The sequence below is a fragment of the Limnohabitans sp. MORI2 genome (assembly GCF_027925025.1).
Classification (GTDB): Bacteria; Pseudomonadota; Gammaproteobacteria; order Burkholderiales; family Burkholderiaceae_C; genus Limnohabitans.
In genome coordinates, this window is the sequence record NZ_AP027058.1 from 757,746 (window position 1) to 783,709 (window position 25,964).

The following is a 25,964-nucleotide window of genomic DNA, read 5'->3' on the forward strand; positions in this document are numbered from 1 at the left end:
CGTATTTCTCTTGCATGCTACTGAGTTGGTACACCTCTCACAACTAAACTTTAGTTGTAGATGATCGGGTTCATCTCTTCAGCGGTCAAATCCAAAGCCAGTTTGCCAAACTGCTCGGCGCGCGACATCACATCCAAAGCGGTGTGCACTTGGTCCATGGGGTAGATGTGGTCAATCACGGGGCGAATGTGGTGTTGCTCGCAAAAGGCCAAGAGGTCTTTGAACTCTTGCAAGTTGCCCAAGGTCGATCCCAAGATTTGCAGCTGGCGAATGAAGATGCGGCGCAAGTCAGCAGGCGGTTGGTCGCCACTGGTGGCACCGCAAGTGACCAAGCGACCCCCGCGCACCAATGACTTCATGGCATCGCCCCACACGGCTTCGCCCACGTTTTCAATCACCACATCCACACCGCGTTTGCCGGTGAAGGCCATGACGCTTTTCACCACATCGTCAGCGGGTGTATGAATGCCAAGGTCAGCACCCAGGGCTTGGGCGCGTTCGAGCTTGTGCGCATGGCGTGAGGTGACGATGACTTTGGCACCCAAGGCCTTGGCGATTTGCAAGGCCGCCACCGACACACCGCCGCCGATGCCAAACACCAACACGGTTTGCCCCGCTTTGACTTGACCTTGTGTGACCACCATGCGCCATGCGGTGAGGTGGGTCACAGCGAGGGCCGCTGCCTCAAACGGCGTGAGGTAGCTGGGCGCAGGCAGCACGTTGTCCGCGGGCACCACCACGTATTCGGACCACGCGCCATCTCGGTGTTCGCCCACCAGCGCGATGCGGGTGCACAGCACGTCGTCGCCGCGCTGACAAAACTCGCAGTGCCCGCAGCTGATGCCGGGATGAATCACCACGGCATCGCCCACCTGTACATGGGCATGGTCGTCGCAGGCCGCCACATGGCCAAAGCCTTCAATGCCCATGGTTTGGGGCAGCGCGTGGGTAATGCCTGCGCCGCTGTTGCGCATGTAGAGGTCAACTTGGTTCAAGGTGCTGGCGCGCATGCGAATCAGCACTTCGCCCGGGCGACGCTCGGGTGCGGGGCGTGCGCCAATTTGCACGACCTCGTTGCCGCCGTGACCGTTGAGATAAATGGCTTTCATGGGGTATCTTTCTTGTACGGATGTCATTTTGGCTGCATCGAACATGGGCGATGTCAGCTGATGTTGCACTTTATATCTAGTTCTAAAGAATTCGTTTCAATGATGACGTTTTTGTCATGTGATGAGTTTGGCGATCCGTGAATGAACGTATGAGAATCGTGGCATGGAACCATTGGCTGATCGAGTGCGTGTACTGCTCATCGAGGATGAGCTCAAGATTGCAGAGTTCGTGATTGCAGGGCTGAGCAAAGCGAACTTTGAGGTGAAACATTGCGATGACGGGGAGTCTGGACTTCGCGCTTTTGAAGCCGCAAGCTACGACATCGTGGTGCTCGATGTGATGCTGCCCAAACTCAACGGTTTGGAGGTGTTGCAAAAAATACGTCAAGCCAATACCGATGTGGGCGTGCTCATGCTCAGTGCCAAGTCAGAATTGGTCGATCGTTTAAATGGGTTTGAATTGGGCGCAGACGATTACTTGCCCAAACCTTTTTATGTCGAAGAATTGGTGGCTCGGATCAAGGCCCTGTTGCACCGCAAACACCCAGAGTCTGTGAGTCAAATTGTTTGCAAAGATTTGGTGCTGAATCTGGCCGACCGAACAGCGCACTGGGGTGATGTCAGTGCTGTGTTGAGCCAGCGCGAATTTAGCTTGTTGGGATATCTGATGCGCTCACCTGGTCATATCTATTCGCGTCAACAAATTCTTAAATACGTGTGGGGCTTGGACTTTGACCCGGAGACCAATGTGGTGGATGTGTGTGTGGGGCGCATCAAACGCAAGCTGGTTCGAAGCCATGGCAAAAAAGAATCGCCGATTGAGTCGGTGCGTGGTGTGGGGTACCGTCTTAGAACTGAGGCCCTGCAATGAAAAAATCGTTTCGCCTATATCTGTTCATTCAAATCATTGTTGCCACTGCGCTCATCATCGTGGCCAATCGTTATGTCGCCCAATATTTTTTGGGCGATCAAATGGAAGCTCGCGCACATCAAGAAATGGCCCGTGTGGCCAAGAATTGCAGCACCAGTTTGCAAAACGAACACCAATGGCGAGACTGTGCGAGAGGTCCCGACATAGGGCAAGTTTTATCGCCCTTGGTTGATTTTTTTGAGCTCTGTTCGCCGCGCCTCAATACCGATGCGGTTGCTTGCAATGTGGTGAAAGGGTTGCCAATCACATGGCAACCCTTCAAGTCGATCGATGATTCGATGGTGAGAGGCTCTGTGGTGATCAATCGCACCACTTGGTTTGTCATGAAAGATGCAGCGAATCCTGCGTCACCCGTGGTGATGCTCGCAGATGCTGATCTGGGGCTTTATCTGCAGAGGTTGTGGGAGTTGCGTGATCGTAACTTGATTTATGTATTGCCTACGATCGTGTTGCTGTTGTTCGTGTTGACGGCGTACATGGTCTATGTGGTGATGCGCCCCATTCGCCTCATGGAAGAAACTTTATCGACGCTGGATTTCAAAAATATCCATGAAAAGACAGAGATTCAAACACCGTATGTTGAGTTTCAAAAACTCGCCAAGGTTTACCGCGATTTGCTCAAGCGCTTGGATGCGAGTTATGAGAACGCCAAACGATTTGCATCAGATGCTGCACATGAGTTGCGAACCCCATTGAGCATTTTGCGTGGCAATGTAGAACGCTTGATTCCAGAAATGCCCAATGGGTCTTCTCATCAGATGTATCTCCAAAATTTGGGCGATGAGGTGGATCGTCTGATCTTGATCACGGAAAAGCTATTGATGTTGTCCCGAGCTGATAGCAACAGTTTGACGCTGGATATTGAGCAAGTTGACCTAAGTGGCTTGTTGAATGATTTGATTGAAGATGCAGAATCTTTTTACACACACATCAAGTTCATCAAGGATATTCAAGAAGGTGTTGTATGGCCCTGTGACCGCTCGTTGATCGAGCAACTCATCAACAACCTTTATTCCAACGCCATCAAATACAACTTCAGTCACAGCGGATGGATTGAGTTCAGGTTAAGCGCGACAGCCCAAGAGGTGAAGTTGGTTGTGATGAATTCGAGCTCTGACATCTCAGCCAATCTTTCTGAAAAAGCATTTGAGCGTTTTTACAGAGGGGATGCTTCGCGTACGCGTCGTTCTGTCGATGGATTGGGTTTGGGCTTGAGCATCTGCAGAGAAATCGTGCATGCGCATGGCGGGCTCATTACATTGGAAACCCCATCTCCTTACGTCGTGTCATTAGTAGTGTCGTTGCCTACTAATTTATAAAATCGATGACAAATACGTCATGTATACCAGCTTGCAGCTGAAATAACAGAACTGTCACCCAAGAAAAGTCTGCGGTTCATTACCGTTAGGCATGGGCCTGAGTCAAGCTGTCACCACCAATTCAGATGTTGCGGTCAACGATACCGTTGATCCAAGGGATGGTTTCGCCTCGATTAAGTTGACACCGCCTTTGGTGCTCACCATTTCGCTGATGTTCATCATTGCCAGCGATGGTCATGTGGATGATGCTGAAAGCAGTCAAATTCAATCGGTCATTGGTCAAAACGAAGAGCTGGTTCGTTTTGCATCGACTTATGTGCGTGCTGTCTCGCTGAAAGAATTTTTGTTGCGCGCCCCTCATGGGCTCAGTTTGCGCGATAAGTTTTGCGTTCTCAGCAATGTGTGTGACGCCATGTTTGCCGATGGCATGGTGCATGAGATTGAGCAAAAGACCTTGCATCTGCTACAGGCTGCATTTGGTATCTCAGCGAAAGATTTTTCGCGCCATCTAGACACGTTAAAGCTGAAAAACGACAGGACGGTGCTCGGTGATTTTCGACTGACTGCTTCCCATGCGTCGATGACGCCTCACCTAGCACTTGCAGCCTCGGTGCTGTACATGATGAGTGCAGATGGCAGCATTGACAAGCACGAAATCGGTCGACTTGAGACCTTGGTCGCCGAGTATGAGGGCTTGCAAAAACTCGCTGTGGCCTATGTGCGCAAAACAAAGCGTGAGAGATTTATCCAAGAGGCTGCTTATGCCTTGACCGAGGAACAGAAGGCTTTCATTCTTTTGAATGTGTATGACACCATGACTTCAGATGGTGTGATTGCAGTCGTTGAAGACAAAATTTTTTCAGCCTTGCAAAAAGCGTTTGGGGTAGATGACCTCGAGTTCACAGCGCACGTTCAGGTCTTGGAGGATAAAAATTTCAAACCCTTTGATCTGAGAAAAGTCAATGTTGATCATCTGTTTGAGATGGTTGAACGTGAGCAAATGATGTTGCATGCCAAAGACAGTGACTCGGCGCATGCTTTACTGGGTGAGATGGTGTCGCGGACGATTCAAGACAATGTCTCAAACGTCAAGCAAGATCTAGGCGCGTCTGCCAATGTGATTCAGATCCAAACGAATGCCATTGATGAACGCAATCTACAAAAAATAGATGCGGCCAATGATGCGAGTCACCGTGAGCGTTTGGCTGACGAGCAGATGGACGCCAACCGACAAAAACTAGACGATTCCAATCGCGAGCAACACCGAGAGCAGTTGCCTCAAGATGTCATGGATGCGGCTCGAGTTCGGCTACCTGAAGACAACCAGGGTGCTAACCATCAAAAATTGGCACAGTCTGATGGTGAGGCGAATCAGCAAACACTGCCAGTCGAGTTACGCATCGACCATCTGCATGAAGACATTGAAGAGCTGCACGGGCAGTTGACAGAATTTGAGTCAAAGAATCGCAGCTGGCTCAACATGGGCAAGATTTTTCAGCAAGAAGAAGAGCGCAATCGCCAAAAGCTAGCGCAAGAATTTGAGATTGAAAATTTCCAAAAAATTCAAAACCATTCAACGCAAATCAATCGACAGAAAATTGGGTCAGATTCAGCGTTGAAGGAAATGCCAGGGCCCGTTGGGTTCGACCCTGCAGACGCGCCGTCACACGACCAAGATCATGTCTCATCAGGACTTCTGTCCAATGCAGAGGTCATCGATACGTTGCATGGCGTTAATTCAGACGCTGGTCATGGTCATGTGACCTCACAGCCTTTACGAGGGAATGGCTTTGTCTACGAAGGTCGTGTTCTAGACTTCCCACAAAGCCGATACAGGGTTTCACTCAAAGAGTGTTTGTTGGCCGTTGCGCTGACGGTTTGCGTGTCGAATTTAGGCGCGATGAAACAAGATTCCCGCCGTGTCAATGCGGGTGTCCTCCAAAAGTTAGAGTCCACCACCACTGTGCATGAGGCAGGAGCCGTTTTGTCGGTAGGCCCCTGATTAAACGCCCAAATAACTCGGCAGCGCTGGGTCGTGCAACATGTCTTGCGCATCACCTTGCATGACCACCAAGCCTTTTTGCAGCACCAACGCACGGTTGCTGCGCGACAGCACCTTGTGCCAATCGCGGTCCACGATGAGCACGGCCAGGCCGCTGGCTTTGATCTCGTCAATCACGCGCCAAATGTCGGCCACGATGAGTGGGGCCAAACCTTCGGTGGCTTCGTCCAAGATGATGAGGTCGGGGTGCGTCATCAGCGCGCGACCAATGGAGAGCATTTGCTGCTCGCCGCCTGAGAGCTGGCTGCCCAAGTTGGTCAAGCGTTCGGCCAAGCGAGGGAAGGTGTGCAACACGCGCTCCAGCGTCCAGTCACTGCGGTCGTCACGACCACGGCGCGCGGCCATGACCAAGTTCTCGCGCACGCTCAGGTTGCCAAACACGCCACGACCTTCTGGCACATAGGCCACGCCCATGCGCGCCACTTCATGCGGGCGTGCTTTGGAAATGTCGTGACCAAACAAATGAATGTGCCCATCGCGTTGATGCACATGGCCGAGCAAGCTGCGAATGAGTGTGCTCTTGCCCATGCCGTTGCGGCCCAACAGGCCCACGGTTTCGCCTTTGCGAATATCAAGGCTCACGCCATGCAGCACATGGCTGCTGTCGTACCACGCATGCACGTCTTGGGCTTGCAGAATGATTTCGGAACTGACGGTCATCAGTGATCTCCCAAATAGGCGCTGCGCACATCGGGGTTGTTGCGCACTTCATCGGGCGTGCCCGAGGCAATCACGTTGCCGTTGACCATGACGGTGATGCAATCGGCAATGCGAAACACCGCATCCATGTCATGCTCGACCAACAAAATGGCGTGGTCTTGCTTGAGCTCTTGCAGCAGGGTGAGCATGCGTTCGGTTTCTTCCGCGCCCATGCCAGCCAAGGGCTCGTCGAGCAACAGCACTTGCGGTGCCATGGCCAAACACATGGCAATTTCCAGTTGGCGTTTTTGGCCGTGGCTCAGGTAGCCCGCTTGACGGTGCAGCACCTCGCCCAAGCCAACGCGCACCGCTGCGTCGTGGCCGATGTGTTGGGTCACGGGGTCGGTCTCAGCGTTGCGCCAAAACGCCCATGCTTGTTGGTGCTGCGCTTGGGCCGAGAGGCGGCAGTTTTCGAGCGCGGTGAAGCTGGGGTAAATGGTGTTGCGCTGGTAGCTGCGGCCCAAGCCAGCGCGTGCGCGGCGAGGTTGCGGCCATTGTGAAATGTCTTGACCCAGCAACTCGACTTCGCCCGAGGAGGGGGGGAATTCGCCCGAGAGCAAGTTGATGAGAGTGGACTTGCCTGCGCCGTTGGTGCCAATGACGGCGTGCACGCTGCCGCGCGCGAGGTCGAGCGACACGTTGTTGACGGCGACCAAACCGCCCCAGCGGCGGGTGAGGTTTTTACCTCGCAAGAGGATCTGGGTGCTCATGCGACATCCTCCTCGGTGTGGGTGTCTTTGGGGCGGGCTGAACGACCGATCAGTCGTTCACGGAATTGTTGGGGCAAGGCCACCAAGCCATGCGGCATGAACGCCACACACGCGATGATGGCCACGCCCAGCCCCAAGTGCCAGTGCTTGGCGTAACTGCCAAACACAGCTTCGGATTGAAACAACTCTTGCAGCAAGGCAAACGCAAATGCGCCAATGAGTGCGCCACGCATGTGGCCCAAACCACCCAAGATGATCATCACCAGCACAGCACCGCTCAAGTGCCAGCTGAGCAACTCAGGGTTCACAAAACCGTCTTTGATGGCAAACAGATAACCCGCCCAGCCTGCCAACGCGCCCGACAAGGTGAACGCCGCCAGCTTGTAGGGGTAGGTGGAAAAGCCTGTGGCCTTCATGCGTTGTTCGTTCACACGAATGCCGGCCAGTGCACGGCCAAATGGCGAGCGCAACAGTTGTGTGAGGAACACATAGCCCACCAACAAACTCAGCCAAATAAAGCCATACAAGTGCATGGGCTGGTCCAGGTCAATCCAACCCAAGGCTGGCTTGACGTACATGTAGATGCCATCGGTGCCACCACCCAAAGGTGTGTCGTGCACCACGTAGTAGGCCATTTGCGAAAACGCCAAGGTCACCATGATGAAGTACACGCCTTGGGTGCGAAGTGATAGCGCACCTACGGCCAGCGCATACACACCAGCCAAGACCACGGCAGACAACAAGGACAACAACAACGAAGGTGCGCTGCCATCCGCAGGCGCGAGCAACAAGGCCGCATACGCGCCAATGCCAAAAAACGCCGCTTGACCAAAGCACACCAAGCCCGTGCTGCCCACGAGCAGCTCCAAGCTCAAGGCCAGCAAGGCGTAAATCATGATCTTGGCCACCAAGTCCACGCCATACGAGCTGGCGACAACCGGCCACAGTGCCAGCAGACCGAACACGGCCACCACAAAAGAAGAAGGATGACGCATGTCTTTAGTCCTTGAACAAACCGTTGGGACGCCATAAAAGAATCAGCGCCATCAACACATACACCAACACGCCCGCCGCTTGCGGCACAAGCACTTTGCCAAAGGTGTCGACAATGCCAATCAGCAAAGCGGCGACCAAAGCGCCTTTGATGGAACCAATGCCACCAATCACCACCACCACAAAACAGATGATGAGCACGGCATTGCCCATATTGGGATAGACGCTTGATACTGGGGCGGCGATCATGCCGGCAAACACGGCCAACGCCACACCGATGGCAAACACCACGCGGTACAAGAAGGTGATGTCAATGCCTAAGCTTTGCACCATTTCTCGGTTGTTGGTGCCTGCGCGAATCATCATGCCTAAGCGTGTGCGGGTGAACACAAACCACATGGCCACCGCCAACAACAAACACACACCGCTGATGAACAAGCGATAGACGGGGTAGGTCATCACATCGTTCAAGGGCAGGGTGCCGTTTAAAAATTCGGGCACGGTGACACCATGCACATCGTCGCCCACCAGCAAGCTTCGCAATTCTTCAAACACCAAAATCAAGCCATAAGTCATGAGCACTTGTTGCAAATGCTCGCGCTCGTAGAGGTAGCTGAAAAACGCCCACTCGAGCACATAGCCGAGAATGACCGAGAGCACCAAGCCCGCCACCATGGTGCTGAAAAACTCACCACCAAACGCAGCGCCCACGATGGGTGCCAAGGCGTAGGCCATGTAGGCGCCAATCATGTAGAAGCTGCCGTGCGCCAAATTGATGACGCCCATGATGCCGAAGATCAAGGTCAGCCCCGAGGCGACCAAGAACAGCAGCAAGCCATATTGCATGGCGTTGAGGCATTGAATGAGAAAAGTTGCAAAGTCCATGGCAGGTGTGCGTGTCATGCAGTCAAAAAATAAGCCGCCCCCCGAAAGGGGCGGCCTAAGGGGTGGTTACATCTTGCAGCCAAGGCCGGGGTCGGCCAGTGCTTTAGACGCCACGCCTTCCAACACGTTTTCTTTGCCCACCACTTTGCGCAAGTAAATGTCTTGCACAGGGTTGTGGCTCTTGGACATGGTGAAGGTGCCGCGTGGGCTGTCGATCTTGGCAGCGCGCACCGCTTGTGCAAAACCTTGGATGTTTTTCGCATCACCCTTGGTGGCGTTCAAACCGATGCCCAACATTTGGCCTGCGTCATAGCCTTGCACGGCATACACGTCGGGTTGCAGTTTGTAGGCTTTGGCGTAGGCCAAGCGGAAGGCTTGGTCGCGCTTGTTGTTCAAGTTGTCGGCGTAGTGCAAGGTAGTGAGCAAGCCGTCTGCGTCAGCGCCTTGGGCTTCCAAAGTGCCATCGGTCAAGAAGCCAGAGCCATACAGCGGAATGGTTTTCTTCAAACCAGCGGCTGAGTAGTCTTTGACGAACTTCACAGCACCGCCACCTGCGAAGAAGGTGAACACGGCATCAGGTTTGGTGGCTGCAATCTCGGTCAGCAGCGCTTGGAACTCGACGTTAGGGAAGGGCAGGCTGAGCTCTTTCACCACCGTGCCGCCGCTCTTTTCAAAGCCGTCTTTGAAACCTTTGACGGCCTCGTCACCCGCTGCGTATTTCCAAGTGATGGTGACGATTTTCTTGTGGCCTTTTTTCGCGGCCACTTCGCCCATGGCGTAGCCAGGTTGCCAGTTGCTAAAGCTTGAGCGGAAGATGTTGGGCGCACACATGGGGCCTGTCACGGCGGCTGCACCGGCATTGGGCACGAGCAACAAAGTGCCCGATTCTTTGGCGGCTTTGGCCATGGCCATGGCCACGCCGCTGTGCACGGTGCCCACGATCACGTCGACGTTGTCGCGTTTGATGAGTTTGTTCACGTTATCGGTGGCTTTGGATGGATCGCTCTCGTCGTCCACGCGCACGTATTCGACTTCGCGGCCTGCGATCTTGCCGCCTTGTTCAGACACGTACAAACGGAAACCGTTGTCGATGGCAGTACCCAAAGAGGCAAAGGTGCCGGTGGCGGGCAGCATGAAGCCTACCTTGAGTTTGGGTTGTGCTTGCGCCCATGTGTTGGTGGTCGCAGCGATCACTGCAAGCGCAGCGGCTGAGAGTAGAACGGTTCTTTTTTGCATGGTTGTCTCCTGTTTTATTTAGGGTTGCGCGGGGGTTGAAACTTGAGATTGAAAAAACTGCACACACCCTTTGGTGAGCGCTTGCGGTTGATCGCGATGAGGCGAGTGACCGCAGTTGGCCAATTCAAGCAACTGGGTGTGAGGCACATGGCGCTGGATGTCTCGAATTTGTGCCAAGGTGCCGTACTCGTCGTTGATGCCCTGAATGGCGAGTACAGGGCAGGTGATGCTTGCTAGTTCGTTCTCGATAGACCAGCTGCGAAATTCGGGGGCGAGCCAAATGCGGTTCCAACCCCAAAACGCAGAATCTACGTCGCTATGGTAGCGGGCCAAACGCTGGCGCAGATCGGTGTTTTCATAGGCGTCTTTGGCCAATGCAATGCTTTTCACCGACACGTCTTCGACCATGATGTGAGGCGCCAACACCATCACCCCCGCACAGGCGTGGCGTGCGGCAAACAGCAGTGCCATCGAACCGCCATCGCTGTGGCCAAACAGCCAAGGCGCTTCGTTGACTTGCAAAGCTTGCAGCAAAGCAGGCAGCACCTCACGTGCTTGGCGATGCATGAAGTTGGGCGCCCAATGCTCATCGGCATCGCGTGGTGTGGACTGGCCGTAGCCTGGGCGTGAATACACCAAGCCGCGCACGCCTAGGGCATCGCACAGCTGTTGCGGGTAGTCGCGCCACATGGCGAGTGAGCCCAAGCCTTCGTGCAAAAACACAAACAAGGGCGCATCGCTCAAATGCGCGTTGAGCCACTGGTGCTCAATGCGCACGGCACGACCTTGCCAGTCGATGTCGATGAATTCGCTGTGGCCCATGCGTGTGCTTTTAGCCTTGGGCTTCTTGGGCGCGCAGCTTGAAGCGCTGAATCTTGCCGGTGGCGGTTTTGGGTAACTCGCTCACAAACTCGATGGCGCGTGGGTATTTGTACGGAGCGAGCTTGTCTTTCACAAAGGCTTTCAACTCGTCTTCGCCAACCTTGGAGCCTTCTTTGCGCACCACAAAGGCTTTGGTTTTGGTCAGCCCTTCAGCATCGACCACGCCAATGACGGCAGCTTCCAAAACGCCCGTGTGTTGAATGAGCGTGGCTTCGACTTCAAAGGGGCTGACATAAATGCCGCTGACTTTGAGCATGTCGTCGCTGCGCCCGCCGTAGGTGTAGGTGCCATCGGCGTTGCGCACGTATTTGTCGCCGCTCTTGGTCCATCCGCCTTGGAAAGTTTCGCGGCTTTTCTCGCGGTTGCCCCAGTACATGAGGGCCGCAGAAGGGCCTTTGATGTAGAGGTCGCCGGGCTCGCCGTCGGGCACGGCATTGCCATCGTCGCCGCGCAGCTCAATCTCGTAGCCGGGCACGGGCCAGCCGGTGGTGCCGTAGCGGACATCGTCGGGCTTGTTGGACAAAAAGATGTGCAGCATTTCGGTGGAGCCAATGCCGTCGACGATGTGCACGCCAAAGTGCTCGGTGAAACGCTCGCCCAATTCGGCGGGCAATGCCTCGCCTGCGGAGGACACCAAGCGCATGGCCACGTCGGATTTCTTGGGCAGATTGGGGTGGGCCAACATGCCGGCAAAGCCCGTGGGCGCGCCAAAGAACACTGTGGGCTTGGCACCGCCCACGCCACCGGTCATGCGCTTGAACGTGGCGTCAGGCGTGGGGCGTTCGGCCATGAGGATGGCGCATGCGCCCACCGTCATTGGGAAGGTCAAGCCGTTGCCCAAGCCATAAGCAAAGAACAGTTTGGCGGCTGAAAAACACACATCATGTTCGGTGAGTTTGAGCACATCTTTGCCGTAAAGCATGGAGGTCCAGTAAGGGTTGGCGTGCGAGTGCACGGTGCCCTTGGGACGACCGGTGGAGCCGGACGAATACAGCCAGAAACCGGGGTCGTCGGCGTTGGTGGCAGCTGCTTTGGTCAATGCAGGTTGTGACTGCAGGAAGGACTCCAGCTCCACCTCAGCAGGGTGCAGGGGTGCTGCCGGTTTGGAGACGATGACTTTGCTCACTTCGTGGTCCGACTTGATCATGGCCGCGGTGAGTGTTGGCAGTAACGCCCCCGACACCAATACCGCTTGCGCGCGCGAGTGTTCGAGCATGTAGGCGTAGTCGTCGGGCGTGAGCAAGGTGTTCACGGCCACGGGCACAAGACCCGCGTACATGGCGCCCAAAAAGCTCACAGGCCAATCGTTGCAGTCTTGCATGAGCAAGAGCACGCGCTCTTCGCGGCGAATGCCCAAGCTACGCAAACCCGCGGCCAAGCTGCGTACGCGCTGAGACAGTTCGCCGTAGGTGAGCGTGCCGTGGTCGTCGATGAACGCAGGGCGTTCAGGGTGGCCTGCATTGCGTTCGAGCAACCATTGCGCGAAGTTGAATTGGTCGGCTGGTGCTGCTACGGTGGTTGTTGTGTTTGTCATTTGCTGACCTCCTGCAGAGCCGCCTCAAAGGAGGTCAAGCCCCCTCGGGGGGCAGCGAATACATGAAATGATGAGCGTGGGGGCATTTTTTGTCTCCTCGTACCGTCTTGTGGTGTTTTATTTCAGTGAGTTCAAGACGGCGGTGCTGGCTTGGATGGCCGCTCGGCGGTGGTAGAAGTTCAGAGCCCTCAAGCCGCCTAGCTCTTCGCCGCCTCCGGCGCGGCCAGGGCCGCCGTGGAGGGATTGCGGCATCACGTTGCCGTGGCCGGTGTGCATGGCGCCCACATCGGGCGAGATGACGTGGACACGGCCATGGCTGTCGGTCAGCTCGGGCATGGCTTGGGCCAAGGCGGCGTGGTCGCTGCCGTACACCGATGCGACGAGCGAGCCTTGACCGCGACGGATGAGTTGCAGCGCATGGTCCAAGTTGTGCCCACGGTAGGGCACCAAGGTGGCCACGGGGCCAAACACCTCGGTGTCGTGAATGCGGTCTGCGGCATCGCTGCCTGCGGCGTTGCCGGTGCCCAAAAGGGTGGGGCCAACGCAGCAAGCGACGGCTGCATCTGCATCCACCAAGGCGTGGGTGCTGCCGTCGTGCAGCACGGTGGCTTGGGCTTTCAAATAGGCCAAGCCATCGCGCACGGCATTGAACTGTTCGCGGTTGACCACCGCGCCCATGCGCACGGTATCAACACGTGGGTTGCCCACGGTGGTTTTGGCCAAGCGTGCACTGATGGCTTGGGCCACGGTGTCATACAAAGCTTCGGGCACGAGCACGCGACGAATGGCGGTGCACTTTTGGCCGGACTTGACGGTCATTTCGCGGGCGACTTCTTTCACCAACAAATCAATGGCTTCGCTGCCCACGGCCTCACCGGGCATCAACAGTGCAGAGTTGACGCTGTCGGCTTCGATGTTCACGCGCACTGATTTTTTCGTCACAGCGGGGTGTGAACGGATGATGGCTGCTGTATCGGCCGAGCCGGTGAACGACACCACGTCAAACGGTTCGAGTTGGTCCATCAAACCTGCAGAGCTGCCGCAAATCACCGAGATCGCGCCTGCGGGGAAGATGCCCGCATCGACCACGTCTTTGACCATGCGTTGGGTCAGCCATGCGGTGGTGGTGGCGGGCTTGACGATGACGGGCACACCCGACAACAGCGCAGGTGCTGCCTTTTCCCACAAACCCCACGAGGGGAAGTTGAATGCGTTGATGAACAAGGCTACGCCGCGTGTGGGCGTGAGCACGTGTTGTGATTGAAACAGCGGGTCTTTGGCCAAACGTGCGGGCTCGCCGTCGTGCATGAAGTGCACATCGCCCAAGCTCTCGCCCATCTTGGCGTAAGTGCCCAAGGTGTAAATGCCACCGTCCACATCGACCGCGGTGTCGTTTTTCACGGTGCCGCTGTTGGCGGTGGAGATGTCGTAGTACGCATCGCGGTTGGCTTGCAGCACTTTGGCGGCTGCGCCCAGCATGGCGGCGCGTTGTGCGTAGGTGAGGGCGCGCAAGGCGTTGCCGCCTTGGTGGCGGGCAAAGGCAAACGCGGCAGCCAAGTCAAGGCCAGAGGCGTCCACACGCACCAGCTCGGTACCCAGCACGGGGTCGTGCAAGGCGGTGCCTGCACCTTTGCCGCTGACCCATTGGCCGCTGACGTAGTTAGAGAGAAGTTCGGTCATTCGGAGCTTTCTAGAAATCGAGTGTTTTTATTTGGTGAATTCAATTTCGCCGTTGGGCAAAAGGTACAGCACCAAGGCGCGGCCTTGGCTGACGGTGGGGCGATGCGCGCTGCCGGGTGGGCACACGTACCAACCGGCGGGGCGGCCATCAAACAAGGCATCGCCTTCGATGGGCATGATGAGGTCCACCTCGCCTTGCGGGTGCACATGGTGTGGGCCGGCGATGTTGTTCATGTCCACCACATCGACCGAGAAACCGTGCAGTTCCTCTGAGGCTTTGAAAATGCGACCATAGCGAATGCCGCCGTGCTCGCGTTCGCACAGCCAGCCTTGGGCCACACCCTCTTCGCATGATTGTTTGAGTTCGCGGTAAGCGGGGGTGTCGGCACCGATGTGGGTGTTGAGCCACTCATCCAAGGCGCTGTTCAAAGGGCGGTTGTGAATCTGTGACGTCACGGCTGCCAAGCGATTTTTGAAGCGAGTTTGAGCTTGATCAATCTCAGCAGGGGGTGTGCGAGGGGTGTTCTGGGTTGTCATGGGTGTCAACATGAATTATTATGCTTGCACGAAGACTAACATGCGTTAAAGCGCACGTCTAGCAATATATTGCATGTTTAGGGTTAATCCTAGGCAAGATAAAACAAAGGCAAGCAATGGCTGAAGTGGCAGAAGCGAAGAATCCATTCCTGACCGCACTGGGCGAGCGCGTGCGAGCCCTGCGCGCGCGCCGAGGTCTCACGCGCAAGGCGGTGGCGATGGCCGCCGATGTGTCCGAGCGCCACTTGGCTAACTTGGAATACGGCGAGGGCAATGCCTCCATCTTGGTGTTGCTGCAAGTGGCAGGTGCGCTGCAATGCACCTTGGCCGAGCTCTTGGGCGACGTGACTACTGCCTCGCCCGAGTGGCTGCTGCTGCGCGAAATGCTCAGTACCCGCAGCGAGGCTGACCTGCGTCGCGTGCGAGAGCAAATTGCCGATCTCTTTGGCTCCACCCACGAGGCAGAGCGCACCAACCGCATTGCCCTCATTGGCCTGCGCGGTGCGGGTAAAACCACCTTGGGTCAGCGCTTGGCCAAAGACTTGGGCTATGCCTTCATTGAACTCAGCCGCGAGATTGAAAAGTTTGCCGGTTGCAGCATCAGCGAAATTCACAACCTGTACGGCACCAACGCCTACCGCCGCTACGAGCGCCGCGCCCTGGAAGAGGCCATTCAAATTTACCCCGAGGTGGTGATTGCCACGCCCGGTGGCTTGGTGTCAGATTCGGCCACCTTGAACGAGATGCTGTCGCACTGCTACACCGTGTGGCTACAAGCCAAACCTGAAGATCACTTGGCACGTGTGGCCGCGCAAGGCGATATGCGCCCGATGGCGGGCAGCGCCGAGGCCATTGACGATTTGAAAATGATTCTGGAGGGCCGTGCTCCGTTTTACGCCAAAGCCGATATGACGTTTGACACCAGCGCACAGCCAGAGGAAGAGACGTTTCTGGCGCTGAGGGCGCGAATGCGTGAGGTGCTCAAGCTGCCTAGCTAAGTGTTTTCCCTGAATTTGAAAGAAAATGCACTTTTCTGCATGTGATGTGCAATATACTGCAGTCATGGGGTTGAGATACCTCTCCGAATTCACCGGCAACTTTGCCCTCTTTCACTTGGAGACAGACACATGAGCCAATCTAACCGCGTCGATTACCGCATCGAGCCCAGCCAGTACAAGCACTGGTCCGTCAAGTACGACGGCGAAGTCGCCACCTTGCAACTCAACATCAACGAAGACGGTGGCATTCGCCCTGGCTACAAGCTCAAGCTCAACAGCTATGACCTCGGTGTGGACATCGAATTGCACGACGCGGTCAACCGCATTCGCTTTGAGCATCCCGAAGTCAAGAGTGTGGTGGTCACCAGCTTGAAAGACCGCATCTTCTGCTCAGGCGCCAACATCTTTATGTTGGGCGTGTCGACCCATGCTTGGAAAGTGAACTTCTGTAAGTTCACCAATGAAACCCGCAATGGCTTGGAAGACACCAGCCGTCATAGCGGCATGAAGTTTGTGGCTGCGGTCAACGGCGCATGCGCAGGCGGCGGCTACGAATTGGCTTTGGCTTGCGACGAAATCGTGTTGGTGGATGACCGTTCTTCGGCTGTGTCGTTGCCCGAAGTGCCATTGCTCGGCGTGTTGCCAGGTACGGGTGGTTTGACCCGCGTGACCGACAAGCGCAAAGTGCGCCACGACCATGCCGATATTTTCTGTACCAGCGTGGAAGGTGTGCGTGGCCAAAAGGCAGTGGATTGGCGCTTGGTAGACGAGATTGCCAAGCCCGCACAATTTGCGGCGGCTGTTCAAGCACGTGCCAGCCACACCGCTGCCAACTGCAAGCGTCCCGGCGCCGCTGCCGCAGGCAAAGGCGTGACCTTGACACCTGTGCAACGCACTGAAACTGCCGACAGCATGTCTTATGAATACGTGCAAGTCAGCATCGACCGCGCCAAGCGCACCGCCACGTTGACCGTGCATGCGCCCAAAGCCCCTGTGCAAGACAGCGTGGACGCGATTGTGGCCGCTGGTGCCAGCTGGTACCCCTTGCAAATGGCTCGCGAGTTGGATGACGCCATCCTCAACTTGCGCACCAACGAACTCGACATTGGCACTTGGTTGCTCAAAACGGCGGGCGATGCCAAGTTGGCTTTGCAAAGTGATGCCGTGTTGGCTCAGCACCAAGACCACTGGTTTGTGAATGAAACCATCGGTTTGTTGCGTCGCACCTTGGCTCGCGTGGATGTGTCTTCACGTTCCCTGTTTGCTTTGATCGAAGAAGGTTCTTGCTTCGCTGGCACCTTGGCTGAGTTGGCTTTTGCAGCGGACCGCGCTTACATGCTCGACTTGCCAGACACACCTGAGAAGAGCCCACACCTCACCCTGAGCGAGATGAACTTTGGTTACTTCCCCATGGTGAACCACCAATCACGTTTGCAACGCCGCTTCTACGAAGAAGTGGGCCCCATGGAAGCTGCACGCGCCGCCGTGGGCAAAGCTTTGGATGCCAAGCAAGCGTTGGCTTTGGGCTTGGTCACCGCAGCCCCTGACGACATCGACTGGGCCGATGAAATTCGTTTGGCCGTGGAAGAGCGTGCTGCGATGTCGCCTGACAGCCTCACAGGCTTGGAAGCCAACTTGCGTTTTGCACAAAAAGAAAGCATGGAAACACGCATCTTTGGCCGCCTGTCAGCTTGGCAAAACTGGATCTTTAACCGCCCCAACGCTGTTGGAGAAAAGGGTGCCCTCAAGGTGTACGGCAAAGGCGAAAAAGCAGCCTTTGATCTGAACCGCGTTTGATGTTCTTGCGTTGTGCAGCTGGCTTCCCGGTGGTGCTGGCTGCAACCGAAATGTGACCCCACCGTTCCTTCTATTTGGAGACTTCCATGTCCGGTATCAACTACAGCGAAAAAATTCCTAACAACGTCAACCTGAGCGAAGACCGCACTTTGCAGCGCGCGCTCGAACACTGGCAACCCAACTACTTGCAATGGTGGCAAGACATGGGTCCAGATGGCTCGCAAAACTTCGATGTGTACCTGCGCACTGCCGTGAGCGTGGACCCACAAGGCTGGGCCCAGTTCGGCCACGTGAAGATGCCTGACTACCGTTGGGGCATCTTCTTAAACCCAGCCGAACAAGACCGCAAGATTCACTTTGGTGATCACATGGGCGAAGCCGCTTGGCAAGACGTGCCTGGCGAACACCGCGCCAACCTGCGCCGCATCATCGTGACGCAAGGCGACACCGAGCCAGCATCGGTCGAGCAGCAACGCCACTTGGGCCTCACAGCCCCTAGCCAATACGACTTGCGCAACCTGTTCCAAGTGAACGTGGAAGAAGGCCGTCACCTGTGGGCGATGGTGTACTTGCTGCACAAATACTTCGGCAAAGATGGCCGTGAAGAAGCCGAAGGCTTGTTGGAGCGCAACAGCGGCAACGCCGACAACCCACGTATCTTGCAAGCGTTCAATGAGAAGACACCTGACTGGTTGAGCTTCTTCATGTTCACGTACTTCACCGACCGTGATGGCAAGTTCCAGTTGTGCGCCTTGGCCGAGTCTGCGTTTGACCCCTTGGCGCGCACCACCAAGTTCATGTTGACCGAAGAAGCGCACCACATGTTTGTGGGCGAGTCTGGCGTGAGCCGCACCATCCAACGCACCGTGGATGTGATGAACGAACTCAAGACCGATGACGTGGCTAAATTGCGCGCTGCTGGCGTGATTGATTTGCCCACCATCCAGCGTTACATCAACTTCCACTTCTCGGTGACTATCGACTTGTTCGGTGCTGATCAGTCTTCCAACGCCGCTACCTTCTACAGCTCTGGCTTGAAGGGCCGTTACGAAGAAGGTAAGCGCACCGACGACCACGTGCTCAAGGGCAACAGCTACAAGATCTTGGCCGTGGAAGATGGCAAGCTGGTCGAGAAAGAAGTGCCGATGCTCAACGCTTTGAACGAAGTGCTGCGCGACGACTACATCACCGACTCCAAAGGCGGCATTGAGCGTTGGAACCGTGTGATCGAGAAAGCTGGCATCCAGTTCAAACTGACTGCACCGCATAAGGCTTTCCACCGAAACATCGGCACATTGTCTGGTGCCAAAATCACACCGGAAGGCCGCGTGGTAAGCGATGCAGAGTGGAACGCCAAAGTGGGCGAGTGGTTGCCCTCGAACGAAGACCGCGCCTATGTGGCCAGCCTGATGGGGCGTTGCGTCGAGCCAGGCAAGTTTGCCAACTGGATCGCACCTCCTGTCATGGGTATCAACCGTCAACCTGTTGACTTTGATTACGTCCGTTTCAACTGATCGCCTTTAAGCGAAAATTGCCATGAATGCACCTGCCGAACTGTTTAACCAGCATTTGATCGATCCGGAAATTTGTATCCGGTGCAACACATGCGAGGCCACCTGTCCGGTGGGTGCAATCACGCACGACAGCCGCAACTATGTGGTGATTGCCGATAAGTGCAATTTCTGCATGGCTTGCGTGCCACCGTGCCCCACGGGTTCGATTGACAACTGGCGCATGCGCCCCAAGTCAGCCGCTTACTCGGTGGACGAGCAGTTGGGCTGGGATGAGTTGCCTGTGGCCATGTCTGACAGCGAGTTGTCGGCCTTGGGCGCAGAGGCAGGTTCTGCCCCTGCGGTGGCGGCCACGTCTGCGTCTAGCGCGTCGGCGGAGTCGTCCGCAGGCGAGGGCGCGGCATTCAACTCGGCTGCCTATGGCGCCACGGTGCCCCCTTGGTCGGCAGCACACCCCTATACCAACTTGCATGGCCCCAAAGCGCCGACCACGGCGACGGTGGTGGGCAATGTGCAAGTCAACGAAGCCGGCACTGCCAACGAAACCCACCACATCGTGCTGGACTTTGGCAACATGCCGTTTCCTGTGTTGGAAGGCCAGTCCATTGGCATCGTGCCCCCGGGCACCGATGACAAAGGCAAGGCGCACCACGCACGTCAGTACTCCATCGCCAGCCCTCGCAACGGCGAGCGCCCAGGCTATAACAACCTGTCCATCACCGTCAAGCGTGTGGTGGAGGACCACGATGGCAAGCCCGTCAAAGGCGTGGCATCGAACTACCTCTGCGATTTGAAAACCGGCGACACCGTGCAAGTGATTGGTCCGTTTGGCAGCAGCTTCTTGATGCCCAACCATCCCAAGTCCAACATCGTGATGATTTGCACTGGCACCGGTAGCGCGCCCATGCGCGCCATGACCGAGTGGCGTCGTCGCTTGCGTCAAAGCGGCAAGTTTGAAGGCGGCAAACTCATGCTGTTCTTCGGTGCGCGCACACCGGCTGAGTTGCCTTATTTCGGGCCACTCAACAAATTGCCCAAAGATTTCATTGACATCGAATTCACGTTCTCGCGTGAGGCTGGTAAGCCCAAGCGTTATGTGCAAGACGCCTTGCGTGATCGCAGTGCCGACATCGCCGCACTGCTCAAAGACCCGAACACCTATTTTTATGTGTGTGGCTTGAAGAGCATGGAAGAAGGCGTGGTGTTGGCCTTGCGTGACGTGGCTACCCAAGCGGGTCTGAACTGGGACACCGTGGGCCAGTCGCTCAAACAAGAAGGTCGCTTGCACTTGGAGACCTATTGATGAGCCAAGTGTTTCAAACCTTGGTCCTCAGCCAGCGTGCGGCGGGCGTGGCGCAAATCACCATGTCGCGCCCTCAAGTGTTCAACGCCTTTGACGAGGTCATGATTGGCGAGCTCGACGCCGCTTTCACGCAACTCAGCCAAGACGACAGCGTGCGCGTGATTGTGTTGGCCGGTGAGGGCAAACACTTCAGCGCAGGCGCCGATTTGCAATGGATGCAACGCGCCAGCGAGGCGAGCGTTGAATGGAATACCGCCGATGCGCGCCGCTTTGCGGGCATGTTGCACCGCATTGCCACTTGCTCTAAGCCCACAGTGGCCCGTGTGCAAGGTGCAGCTTTGGGCGGTGGTGTGGGACTGACTTGCGCCTGCGATATGGCGGTGGTGGCTGACAACGCTGGCTTTGCTGTGAGCGAAGCCAAGTTTGGCATCTTGCCCGCCGTCATCGGCCCTTATGTGGTGAACGCGGTGGGCAAACGCAATGCGCGTTATTTGGCCCTCACCACCACACGCATCGATGCCGCCACGGCGTTGAGCATGGGCATGGTGCAACGCGTGACGACGCTCGACACCTTGGATGCCGAGGTAGACCGCGTGGTGGCCGAGCTGGTGGCCGGTGGGCCACAAGCGCAAATTGAAATCAAACAACTCATGGACCAGCTCAGCGTGGCCCCAGTGACCGAGCAGGTGCGCGAACTCACCGCCAGCACCATCGCCCGTGTGCGTGGCACCGACGAGGCGCGTGAAGGCTTTGCCGCGTTCTTGGGCAAACGCCCAGCACGTTGGATTCCCCAATAAGCATTTCGCAATGAGCACACTCAAATTGAACCAAGCCCCCGTGTTGGTGGTGGGCGCAGGCATCATGGGCATGGGCATTGCCCAGGTGGCTGCACAAGCAGGCCATGCGGTGTTGGTGTACGACACCCGTGCCGAGGCTGTGCCACAAGCCAAACAAAAACTCGCCGACAGCTTGGCCGCACTCGTGACCAAAGGCAAGATGACCGCTGACAGCGTGCAAGCCTTGCTCGCACGCATCACGCCCGTGGCGCAGCTGAGTGACGCTGCCCATGTGAGCTTGGTGGTCGAAGCGATTGTGGAAAACCTCGCGGTCAAGCGCGGTTTGTTTCAAGAACTCGAAGGCTTGGTGAGCGAGCAATGCGTGTTGGCCACCAATACCTCGTCGATTTCGGTCACCGCCATCGCCAACGGTTTGAAGCATCCCCAGCGTTTGGTGGGCATGCACTTTTTCAACCCCGTGCCTTTGATGAAATTGGTCGAGGTGGTGTCGGGTTTGCAAACCGATGCCCATGTGGCACAAGCTATTTTTGATTTGGCTGGCGCTTGGGGCAAAACAGCGGTGTATGCGCGTTCCACGCCAGGCTTCATCGTCAACCGCATTGCGCGTCCTTATTACGCAGAAACGCTGGCGTTGCTGCAGGAGCAAGCGGCGCAACCCGCCCAACTCGATGCGCTGTTGCGTGCAGCAGGCTTTCGCATGGGGCCGTGCGAGTTGATGGACTTGATTGGGCACGACACCAATTTCTCGGTCACGCAGTCCGTGTTTGAAGCCAATTTTTTTGACCGCCGTTTCACACCGAGCTTGGTACAGCGCGAGTTGGTAGACGGTGGTTTGCTCGGCCGCAAGAGTGGCCGAGGCTTTTACAGCTACCCCGAAGGTGCACCTGCCTTGCCTGCGGCGAATGTGGGGGCCTTGCCCGCACAAACCCAATGGGTGGTGCATGGCAGTGGCACCACCGCCGATGCCTTGGCCGCAGCCGTGAGCCAACACTTGGGTGGCAAGCCCGCCTCACGTGCACCCAGCAGCGACTGGGTGGGCGTGGAAGTGGCAGGTTTGCAGTTGCGCCAAACCGATGGCCGACCCGCTTGGCAAGTGGCGCAAGACGCGGCACTGAAAGACGTGGTGGTGTTTGACGAGTTGCCCACCGTGGCAGGTGGGGTTTTGGCCTTTGCTTGCGTGGGCCGTGCCGATGTGCCCGAGCTGGCCGCTGCCGTGTTGCAAGCCTTAGGCTTTGCCCCCGTGCCCGTGGCCGATGCGCCGGGCTTGGTGGTGGCACGGACCTTGGCCATGTTGGTCAACGAAGCGGCCGACGCTGTGCAACAAGGCGTGTGCACCACCGAGGGCGCCAATGCGGCGATGAAGCTGGGCGTGAACTACCCCGCTGGCCCGTTTGATTGGTTGGACCGTATGGGCCACGCTCGCGTGGTGTCTGTGTTGCGAGCTTTGGATGCTTGCTACAAAGGCGAGCGCTACCGCGTGAGTCCTTGGTTGCAACGCGGTGCGCTTGCGTAGGAGTTGCCTGTGAAATTTGCAGAGTACCAAGTGGGTCAAGTGCTGCACGCTGGCCCTTATGCTGTGACTGAGGCTGAGGTCTTGGACTTTGCCAAGCAGTGGGACCCACAGTGGTTTCACACCGACCCTGAAGCTGCCGCGCGCGGCCCGTTTGAGGGCTTGATTGCCAGCGGTTGGCACACCTGTGGCATTGCCATGCGCTTGGCCACCGATGCGTTTTTGGCGGGCTCTGAATCGTATGCCTCACCGGGCTTGTCGTACATCAAGTGGCTGCACCCCGTGCGCCCTGGCGATGTGCTGCGTTTGCGCTTGACGGTGTTGGACTCACGCATTTCGCAAAGCAACCCTAGCCTTGGCATCTTGCGTTGGCGCTGGCAACTGCACAACGCCCACGACATCGAGGTGCTCGACCTCGAAGCCACCAGCTTGTTCAAACTTTTCTAAACCTATTCACACCGTCGCTCGAGACGCTCACCGCCATGACCCAAGCCTACATTTGCGATGCCATCCGAACTCCTTTTGGTCGCTACGGCGGCGCACTCAGCAGCGTGCGCGCGGACGATTTGGCGGCCTTGCCCATCAAAGCCTTGATGGAACGCAACCCCACGGTGGACTGGTCGCAAGTGACCGATGTGTTGTATGGCTGCGCCAACCAAGCGGGTGAAGACAACCGCAACGTGGCTCGCATGGCTGCGTTGCTGGCAGGCCTGCCCATGGAAGTCCCGGGCGGCACCATCAACCGCTTGTGTGGCTCGGGTTTGGACGCGGTGGGCACGGCAGCACGCGCCATCAAAGCGGGGGAGGCTTCGTTGATGATTGCTGGTGGCGTGGAGAGCATGAGCCGCGCCCCGTTTGTCATGCCCAAAGCTGAGAGCGCTTTCAGCCGCAACAACGCGGTGTACGACACCACCATTGGCTGGCGCTTTGTGAACAAGCTCATGAAAGCCCAATACGGCGTGGACAGCATGCCCGAGACCGCAGAGAACGTGGCGGTCGACTACAAGATTGAACGCGAAGCACAAGACCAGATGGCTGTGCGCAGTCAGCGCAATGCCTTGGCCGCGATTCAAGCCGGTCACTTTGCCCGAGAAATTTGCCCCGTCACCATCCCCCAGAAAAAAGGCGATGCCGTGGTGGTGAGCCAAGACGAACACCCACGCGACACTAGCTTGGAAGCACTGGCCAAACTCAAAGGCGTGGTGCGCCCTGACGGCAGCGTGACGGCGGGTAACGCCAGCGGTGTGAACGATGGCGCGTGTGCTTTGTTGCTGGCCAACGAGGCGAGCGTCAAGCAATACGGCCTCACTCCCAAAGCCCGCGTGGTGGGCATGGCCACGGCAGGTGTGGCTCCACGCGTGATGGGCATTGGCCCAGCGCCTGCGACCGAAAAAGTGCTGGCCCAAACAGGGCTGACACTCGATCAAATCGATGTGATTGAACTCAACGAAGCCTTTGCCGCCCAAGGCTTGGCGGTGTTGCGCATGTTGGGCCTCAAAGACGATGACGCCCGCGTGAACGCGTGGGGCGGTGCGATTGCGTTGGGGCATCCGCTGGGTGCGTCTGGCGCGCGCTTGGTCACCACGGCGCTCAATCGCTTGCACAGCACCGGTGGCCGCTACGCGCTGTGCACCATGTGTATTGGTGTGGGGCAGGGCATTGCGCTCATCATTGAGCGTGTGTGACGCCAAGGCGGGATAATGCCCGCATGACTTTGCTTTTGATTGTGGTCGGCACGCTGGTGGCCGGCATGGGCAGTGTGTGGCTGGCGGCCTTGCTGGCGTATGCGCTGCTCTCACGTTTTACCCAACATCTTTTGAGCTTGGCCGCTGGCGCTTTGCTGGCGACTGCCTTCACACGTTTATTGCCAGAGGCGTTTGAACATGCCGCCGAGGCGGGCCTATCGGCCCAGCTGTTGTTTGCGGTGTTGCTGGTGGGCTTGGTGTTTTTCTTTTTGCTCGATAAAGCCGAGCTGTGGCACCACGGGCATGAGCATGGGCACTTGCACGACGAGTTGAGCGATGCCTCGCATGGGCATGCACACACGCATTCACATGACCACGCACACGTACATGTTTCGCACTGCCATCACCACGGCGCGCATGGCGCTCACGGTGCGCACGGCGGTGGCGGTTGGGCTGTGTTGTTGGGCGACAGCGTGCACGCATTTGGCGATGGCATTTTGATCGCGGCCGCTTTTGTGGCCGATTGGCGCTTGGGTGTGGCCACCGCCTTGGCGGTGATGACGCACGAAGTGCCGCACCACATTGGCGACTTGGTGGTGCTGCGCCAAACCCTGAGTCAACCCAAGGGCGCTTTGCTGCGCTTGTCGATGGCCGGTGCTGTGACGGCCGTAGGCGGTGTGGTGGGCTATGGGCTGGTGGGCGCGTTTCACGGCTACTTGCCACTATTTTTGGTGGTGGCGGCCAGCAGTTTTATTTATGTGGCCTTGGCCGACTTGATTCCCCAACTGCAAAGACGCCTGAGCCCACGCGAGACCACGGCGCAAGTGTCGTGGCTGTTGGCGGGCATTGTGCTGGTGGCGTTGTTAGGCGAGTTGGCTCAGCACTGAGCCGCTAAGGTTTTCAAGATTTTTCGCAGGGCAGGCCGGGGGTGTTGCACCACTCGCTCCAACTGCCTGCATACAGCGCGGTGCGACCTAGGCCCGCGACTTCCATGGCCAACACATTGGGTACGGCGCTCACACCGCTGCCGCAGTGGTGCACCACCGTGTCAGCCTTTGCATTGCCCAGCAGCGCTGCAAATTCAGCGCGCAGTTCGTCCGCGCTTTTGAAGAAGCCTTGCTCGTTCAAGTTGGTATTGAATGGGCGGTTCAAGGCACCTGGGATGTGGCCGGCCACGGGGTCGAGTGGCTCGACCTCACCACGATAGCGGGGTGCACCGCGTGCGTCGATGATGGTTTGTTGGCTGTCATTCAAATGCGCGGCCACGGTAGCGGTATCCACCAATTTGACCAATGGTTCGCGCAGTGCAAAGTTGCCATGTGTGTTTTCAGTGGCCTCACCCGACGCCACCGCGCCGTCCGCAGCCACCCACGCTTGCAAGCCGCCATCGAGCACGGCCACGGCGTCGTGGCCGCACCACTTGAGCATCCACCACAAGCGGCCGCAGTAGTTCATGCCGTTGCGGTCGTACACCACCACTTGGGTGTCGGTGTTCACGCCCACACTTTGCAACCACGCGGCAAACACATCGCGCTGAGGCAGAGGGTGGCGGCCACCGTTGACGCGCAAGGCGGGATCGTGGGTGGCGAGGTGCTCGTCCAAGTCAGCGTGTTGCGCACCTGCGATGTGTTGCTCCACAAAAGCTGCATGGCCAGCGGCTGGATTCATCAAATCAAAGGTGCAGTCAAACACGGCTAAAGGCGTGCCGTTGGTTTGAAGGGTTTGGAGTTGTGCTGCCGAGATGAGCGTGGTGTACATGGTGGTTTCCTTTGAGCTGTCAAAGCTT

General features: G+C 57.1%; 23 protein-coding genes. 12 read left to right on the top strand and 11 right to left on the bottom strand.

Annotated elements, in window-relative coordinates; all coding sequences use genetic code 11:
• Positions 1-50: 50 nt before the first annotated feature.
• Complete coding sequence (locus QMG27_RS03840) at positions 51-1,109, bottom strand: zinc-binding dehydrogenase (protein WP_281813403.1); 1,059 nt, start codon at positions 1,107-1,109, stop codon at positions 51-53.
• Between the two features lie 163 nt (positions 1,110-1,272).
• Here QMG27_RS03840 and QMG27_RS03845 point away from each other — a divergent pair, with 163 nt between their 5' ends.
• The 3 genes from QMG27_RS03845 to QMG27_RS03855 all read left to right on the top strand — a co-directional run bounded on the left by QMG27_RS03845 (position 1,273) and on the right by QMG27_RS03855 (position 5,361).
• On the top strand, positions 1,273-1,980 hold the full coding sequence (locus tag QMG27_RS03845; RefSeq protein ID WP_281813404.1) for a response regulator transcription factor: 708 nt from the start codon (positions 1,273-1,275) through the stop codon (positions 1,978-1,980).
• A gap of 125 nt (positions 1,981-2,105) precedes the next feature.
• The gene (locus QMG27_RS03850; RefSeq protein ID WP_281813406.1) at positions 2,106-3,359 is read left to right on the top strand and encodes a HAMP domain-containing sensor histidine kinase; all 1,254 of its coding nucleotides are present in this window, start codon (positions 2,106-2,108) and stop codon (positions 3,357-3,359) included.
• A 412-nt stretch (positions 3,360-3,771) separates the two neighbouring features.
• Positions 3,772-5,361, top strand: a complete 1,590-nt coding sequence (locus QMG27_RS03855) for a TerB family tellurite resistance protein (protein ID WP_281813408.1) — start codon at positions 3,772-3,774, stop codon at positions 5,359-5,361.
• Here the strand turns inward: QMG27_RS03855 and QMG27_RS03860 are convergent, their stop codons facing one another.
• The 9 genes from QMG27_RS03860 to QMG27_RS03900 all read right to left on the bottom strand — a co-directional run bounded on the left by QMG27_RS03860 (position 5,362) and on the right by QMG27_RS03900 (position 14,577).
• Positions 5,362-6,081 (bottom strand): ABC transporter ATP-binding protein, encoded by a 720-nt coding sequence (locus QMG27_RS03860; protein WP_281813410.1) that lies wholly within the window; start codon positions 6,079-6,081, stop codon positions 5,362-5,364.
• A complete protein-coding gene (locus QMG27_RS03865) occupies positions 6,081-6,830 on the bottom strand; it encodes an ABC transporter ATP-binding protein (protein ID WP_281813412.1) in 750 nt (249 codons plus the stop codon). The genes QMG27_RS03860 and QMG27_RS03865 overlap by 1 nt, the downstream gene beginning before the upstream one ends.
• Entirely contained in the window at positions 6,827-7,825 is a 999-nt protein-coding gene (locus QMG27_RS03870; RefSeq protein ID WP_281813414.1) for a branched-chain amino acid ABC transporter permease, read from the bottom strand. Before QMG27_RS03870 ends, QMG27_RS03865 begins: the two co-directional genes overlap by 4 nt.
• 4 nt (positions 7,826-7,829) lie before the next feature.
• Entirely contained in the window at positions 7,830-8,708 is an 879-nt protein-coding gene (locus QMG27_RS03875; RefSeq protein WP_281814511.1) for a branched-chain amino acid ABC transporter permease, read from the bottom strand.
• Between the two features lie 66 nt (positions 8,709-8,774).
• Complete coding sequence (locus QMG27_RS03880; protein WP_281813415.1) at positions 8,775-9,944, bottom strand: ABC transporter substrate-binding protein; 1,170 nt, start codon at positions 9,942-9,944, stop codon at positions 8,775-8,777.
• A gap of 18 nt (positions 9,945-9,962) precedes the next feature.
• Positions 9,963-10,766: an alpha/beta hydrolase gene (locus QMG27_RS03885; protein ID WP_281813416.1), complete on the bottom strand. Its 804-nt coding sequence runs from the start codon at positions 10,764-10,766 to the stop codon at positions 9,963-9,965.
• A gap of 10 nt (positions 10,767-10,776) precedes the next feature.
• Positions 10,777-12,360, bottom strand: coding sequence for a benzoate-CoA ligase family protein (locus tag QMG27_RS03890; protein ID WP_281813417.1), 1,584 nt, complete (start codon positions 12,358-12,360; stop codon positions 10,777-10,779).
• 117 nt (positions 12,361-12,477) lie between these two features.
• Positions 12,478-14,040: a 3,4-dehydroadipyl-CoA semialdehyde dehydrogenase gene (locus tag QMG27_RS03895; protein WP_281813418.1), complete on the bottom strand. Its 1,563-nt coding sequence runs from the start codon at positions 14,038-14,040 to the stop codon at positions 12,478-12,480.
• A 27-nt stretch (positions 14,041-14,067) separates the two neighbouring features.
• Positions 14,068-14,577, bottom strand: a complete 510-nt coding sequence (locus QMG27_RS03900) for a DUF4863 family protein (protein WP_281813419.1) — start codon at positions 14,575-14,577, stop codon at positions 14,068-14,070.
• Between the two features lie 98 nt (positions 14,578-14,675).
• Between QMG27_RS03900 and QMG27_RS03905 the strand changes: the two genes are divergently transcribed.
• The 9 genes from QMG27_RS03905 (at position 14,676) to QMG27_RS03945 (ending at position 25,065) form a co-directional block, all read left to right on the top strand.
• On the top strand, positions 14,676-15,575 hold the full coding sequence (locus QMG27_RS03905) for a helix-turn-helix transcriptional regulator (protein WP_281814513.1): 900 nt from the start codon (positions 14,676-14,678) through the stop codon (positions 15,573-15,575).
• Between the two features lie 129 nt (positions 15,576-15,704).
• Positions 15,705-17,372, top strand: coding sequence for a 2,3-epoxybenzoyl-CoA dihydrolase (gene boxC / locus QMG27_RS03910; protein ID WP_281813420.1), 1,668 nt, complete (start codon positions 15,705-15,707; stop codon positions 17,370-17,372).
• A gap of 86 nt (positions 17,373-17,458) precedes the next feature.
• Positions 17,459-18,886, top strand: coding sequence for a benzoyl-CoA 2,3-epoxidase subunit BoxB (gene boxB / locus QMG27_RS03915; protein ID WP_281813421.1), 1,428 nt, complete (start codon positions 17,459-17,461; stop codon positions 18,884-18,886).
• Between the two features lie 22 nt (positions 18,887-18,908).
• A complete protein-coding gene (boxA, locus tag QMG27_RS03920; RefSeq protein ID WP_281813422.1) occupies positions 18,909-20,186 on the top strand; it encodes a benzoyl-CoA 2,3-epoxidase subunit BoxA in 1,278 nt (425 codons plus the stop codon).
• A complete protein-coding gene (locus tag QMG27_RS03925; protein WP_281813423.1) occupies positions 20,186-20,983 on the top strand; it encodes an enoyl-CoA hydratase-related protein in 798 nt (265 codons plus the stop codon). Before boxA ends, QMG27_RS03925 begins: the two co-directional genes overlap by 1 nt.
• A gap of 10 nt (positions 20,984-20,993) precedes the next feature.
• Positions 20,994-22,496: a 3-hydroxyacyl-CoA dehydrogenase gene (locus tag QMG27_RS03930; RefSeq protein ID WP_281813424.1), complete on the top strand. Its 1,503-nt coding sequence runs from the start codon at positions 20,994-20,996 to the stop codon at positions 22,494-22,496.
• Positions 22,497-22,505: 9 nt separating this feature from the next.
• Positions 22,506-22,940, top strand: coding sequence for a MaoC family dehydratase (locus QMG27_RS03935; protein ID WP_281813425.1), 435 nt, complete (start codon positions 22,506-22,508; stop codon positions 22,938-22,940).
• A 35-nt stretch (positions 22,941-22,975) separates the two neighbouring features.
• Positions 22,976-24,178, top strand: a complete 1,203-nt coding sequence (gene pcaF / locus QMG27_RS03940; protein WP_281813426.1) for a 3-oxoadipyl-CoA thiolase — start codon at positions 22,976-22,978, stop codon at positions 24,176-24,178.
• Between the two features lie 23 nt (positions 24,179-24,201).
• On the top strand, positions 24,202-25,065 hold the full coding sequence (locus QMG27_RS03945; RefSeq protein WP_281813427.1) for a ZIP family metal transporter: 864 nt from the start codon (positions 24,202-24,204) through the stop codon (positions 25,063-25,065).
• A 13-nt stretch (positions 25,066-25,078) separates the two neighbouring features.
• Here QMG27_RS03945 and QMG27_RS03950 read toward each other — a convergent pair whose 3' ends face one another.
• Positions 25,079-25,936 carry a sulfurtransferase gene (locus QMG27_RS03950; RefSeq protein ID WP_281813428.1) on the bottom strand — a complete coding sequence of 286 codons (858 nt, stop codon included), beginning with the start codon at positions 25,934-25,936 and terminating at the stop codon, positions 25,079-25,081.
• Positions 25,937-25,964 lie beyond the last annotated feature (28 nt).

Coding starts and splice junctions, on each gene's coding strand:
- QMG27_RS03840 (WP_281813403.1), bottom strand. CDS start 1,109: ATGAAAGCCATTTATCTCAACGGTCACGGCGGCAACGAGGTCGTGCAA.
- QMG27_RS03845 (WP_281813404.1), top strand. CDS start 1,273: ATGGAACCATTGGCTGATCGAGTGCGTGTACTGCTCATCGAGGATGAG.
- QMG27_RS03850 (WP_281813406.1), top strand. CDS start 2,106: ATGGCCCGTGTGGCCAAGAATTGCAGCACCAGTTTGCAAAACGAACAC.
- QMG27_RS03855 (WP_281813408.1), top strand. CDS start 3,772: ATGTTTGCCGATGGCATGGTGCATGAGATTGAGCAAAAGACCTTGCAT.
- QMG27_RS03860 (WP_281813410.1), bottom strand. CDS start 6,081: ATGACCGTCAGTTCCGAAATCATTCTGCAAGCCCAAGACGTGCATGCG.
- QMG27_RS03865 (WP_281813412.1), bottom strand. CDS start 6,830: ATGAGCACCCAGATCCTCTTGCGAGGTAAAAACCTCACCCGCCGCTGG.
- QMG27_RS03870 (WP_281813414.1), bottom strand. CDS start 7,825: ATGCGTCATCCTTCTTCTTTTGTGGTGGCCGTGTTCGGTCTGCTGGCA.
- QMG27_RS03875 (WP_281814511.1), bottom strand. CDS start 8,708: ATGGACTTTGCAACTTTTCTCATTCAATGCCTCAACGCCATGCAATAT.
- QMG27_RS03880 (WP_281813415.1), bottom strand. CDS start 9,944: ATGCAAAAAAGAACCGTTCTACTCTCAGCCGCTGCGCTTGCAGTGATC.
- QMG27_RS03885 (WP_281813416.1), bottom strand. CDS start 10,766: ATGGGCCACAGCGAATTCATCGACATCGACTGGCAAGGTCGTGCCGTG.
- QMG27_RS03890 (WP_281813417.1), bottom strand. CDS start 12,360: ATGACAAACACAACAACCACCGTAGCAGCACCAGCCGACCAATTCAAC.
- QMG27_RS03895 (WP_281813418.1), bottom strand. CDS start 14,040: ATGACCGAACTTCTCTCTAACTACGTCAGCGGCCAATGGGTCAGCGGC.
- QMG27_RS03900 (WP_281813419.1), bottom strand. CDS start 14,577: ATGACAACCCAGAACACCCCTCGCACACCCCCTGCTGAGATTGATCAA.
- boxC (WP_281813420.1), top strand. CDS start 15,705: ATGAGCCAATCTAACCGCGTCGATTACCGCATCGAGCCCAGCCAGTAC.
- boxB (WP_281813421.1), top strand. CDS start 17,459: ATGTCCGGTATCAACTACAGCGAAAAAATTCCTAACAACGTCAACCTG.
- boxA (WP_281813422.1), top strand. CDS start 18,909: ATGAATGCACCTGCCGAACTGTTTAACCAGCATTTGATCGATCCGGAA.
- QMG27_RS03925 (WP_281813423.1), top strand. CDS start 20,186: ATGAGCCAAGTGTTTCAAACCTTGGTCCTCAGCCAGCGTGCGGCGGGC.
- QMG27_RS03930 (WP_281813424.1), top strand. CDS start 20,994: ATGAGCACACTCAAATTGAACCAAGCCCCCGTGTTGGTGGTGGGCGCA.
- pcaF (WP_281813426.1), top strand. CDS start 22,976: ATGACCCAAGCCTACATTTGCGATGCCATCCGAACTCCTTTTGGTCGC.
- QMG27_RS03945 (WP_281813427.1), top strand. CDS start 24,202: ATGACTTTGCTTTTGATTGTGGTCGGCACGCTGGTGGCCGGCATGGGC.
- QMG27_RS03950 (WP_281813428.1), bottom strand. CDS start 25,936: ATGTACACCACGCTCATCTCGGCAGCACAACTCCAAACCCTTCAAACC.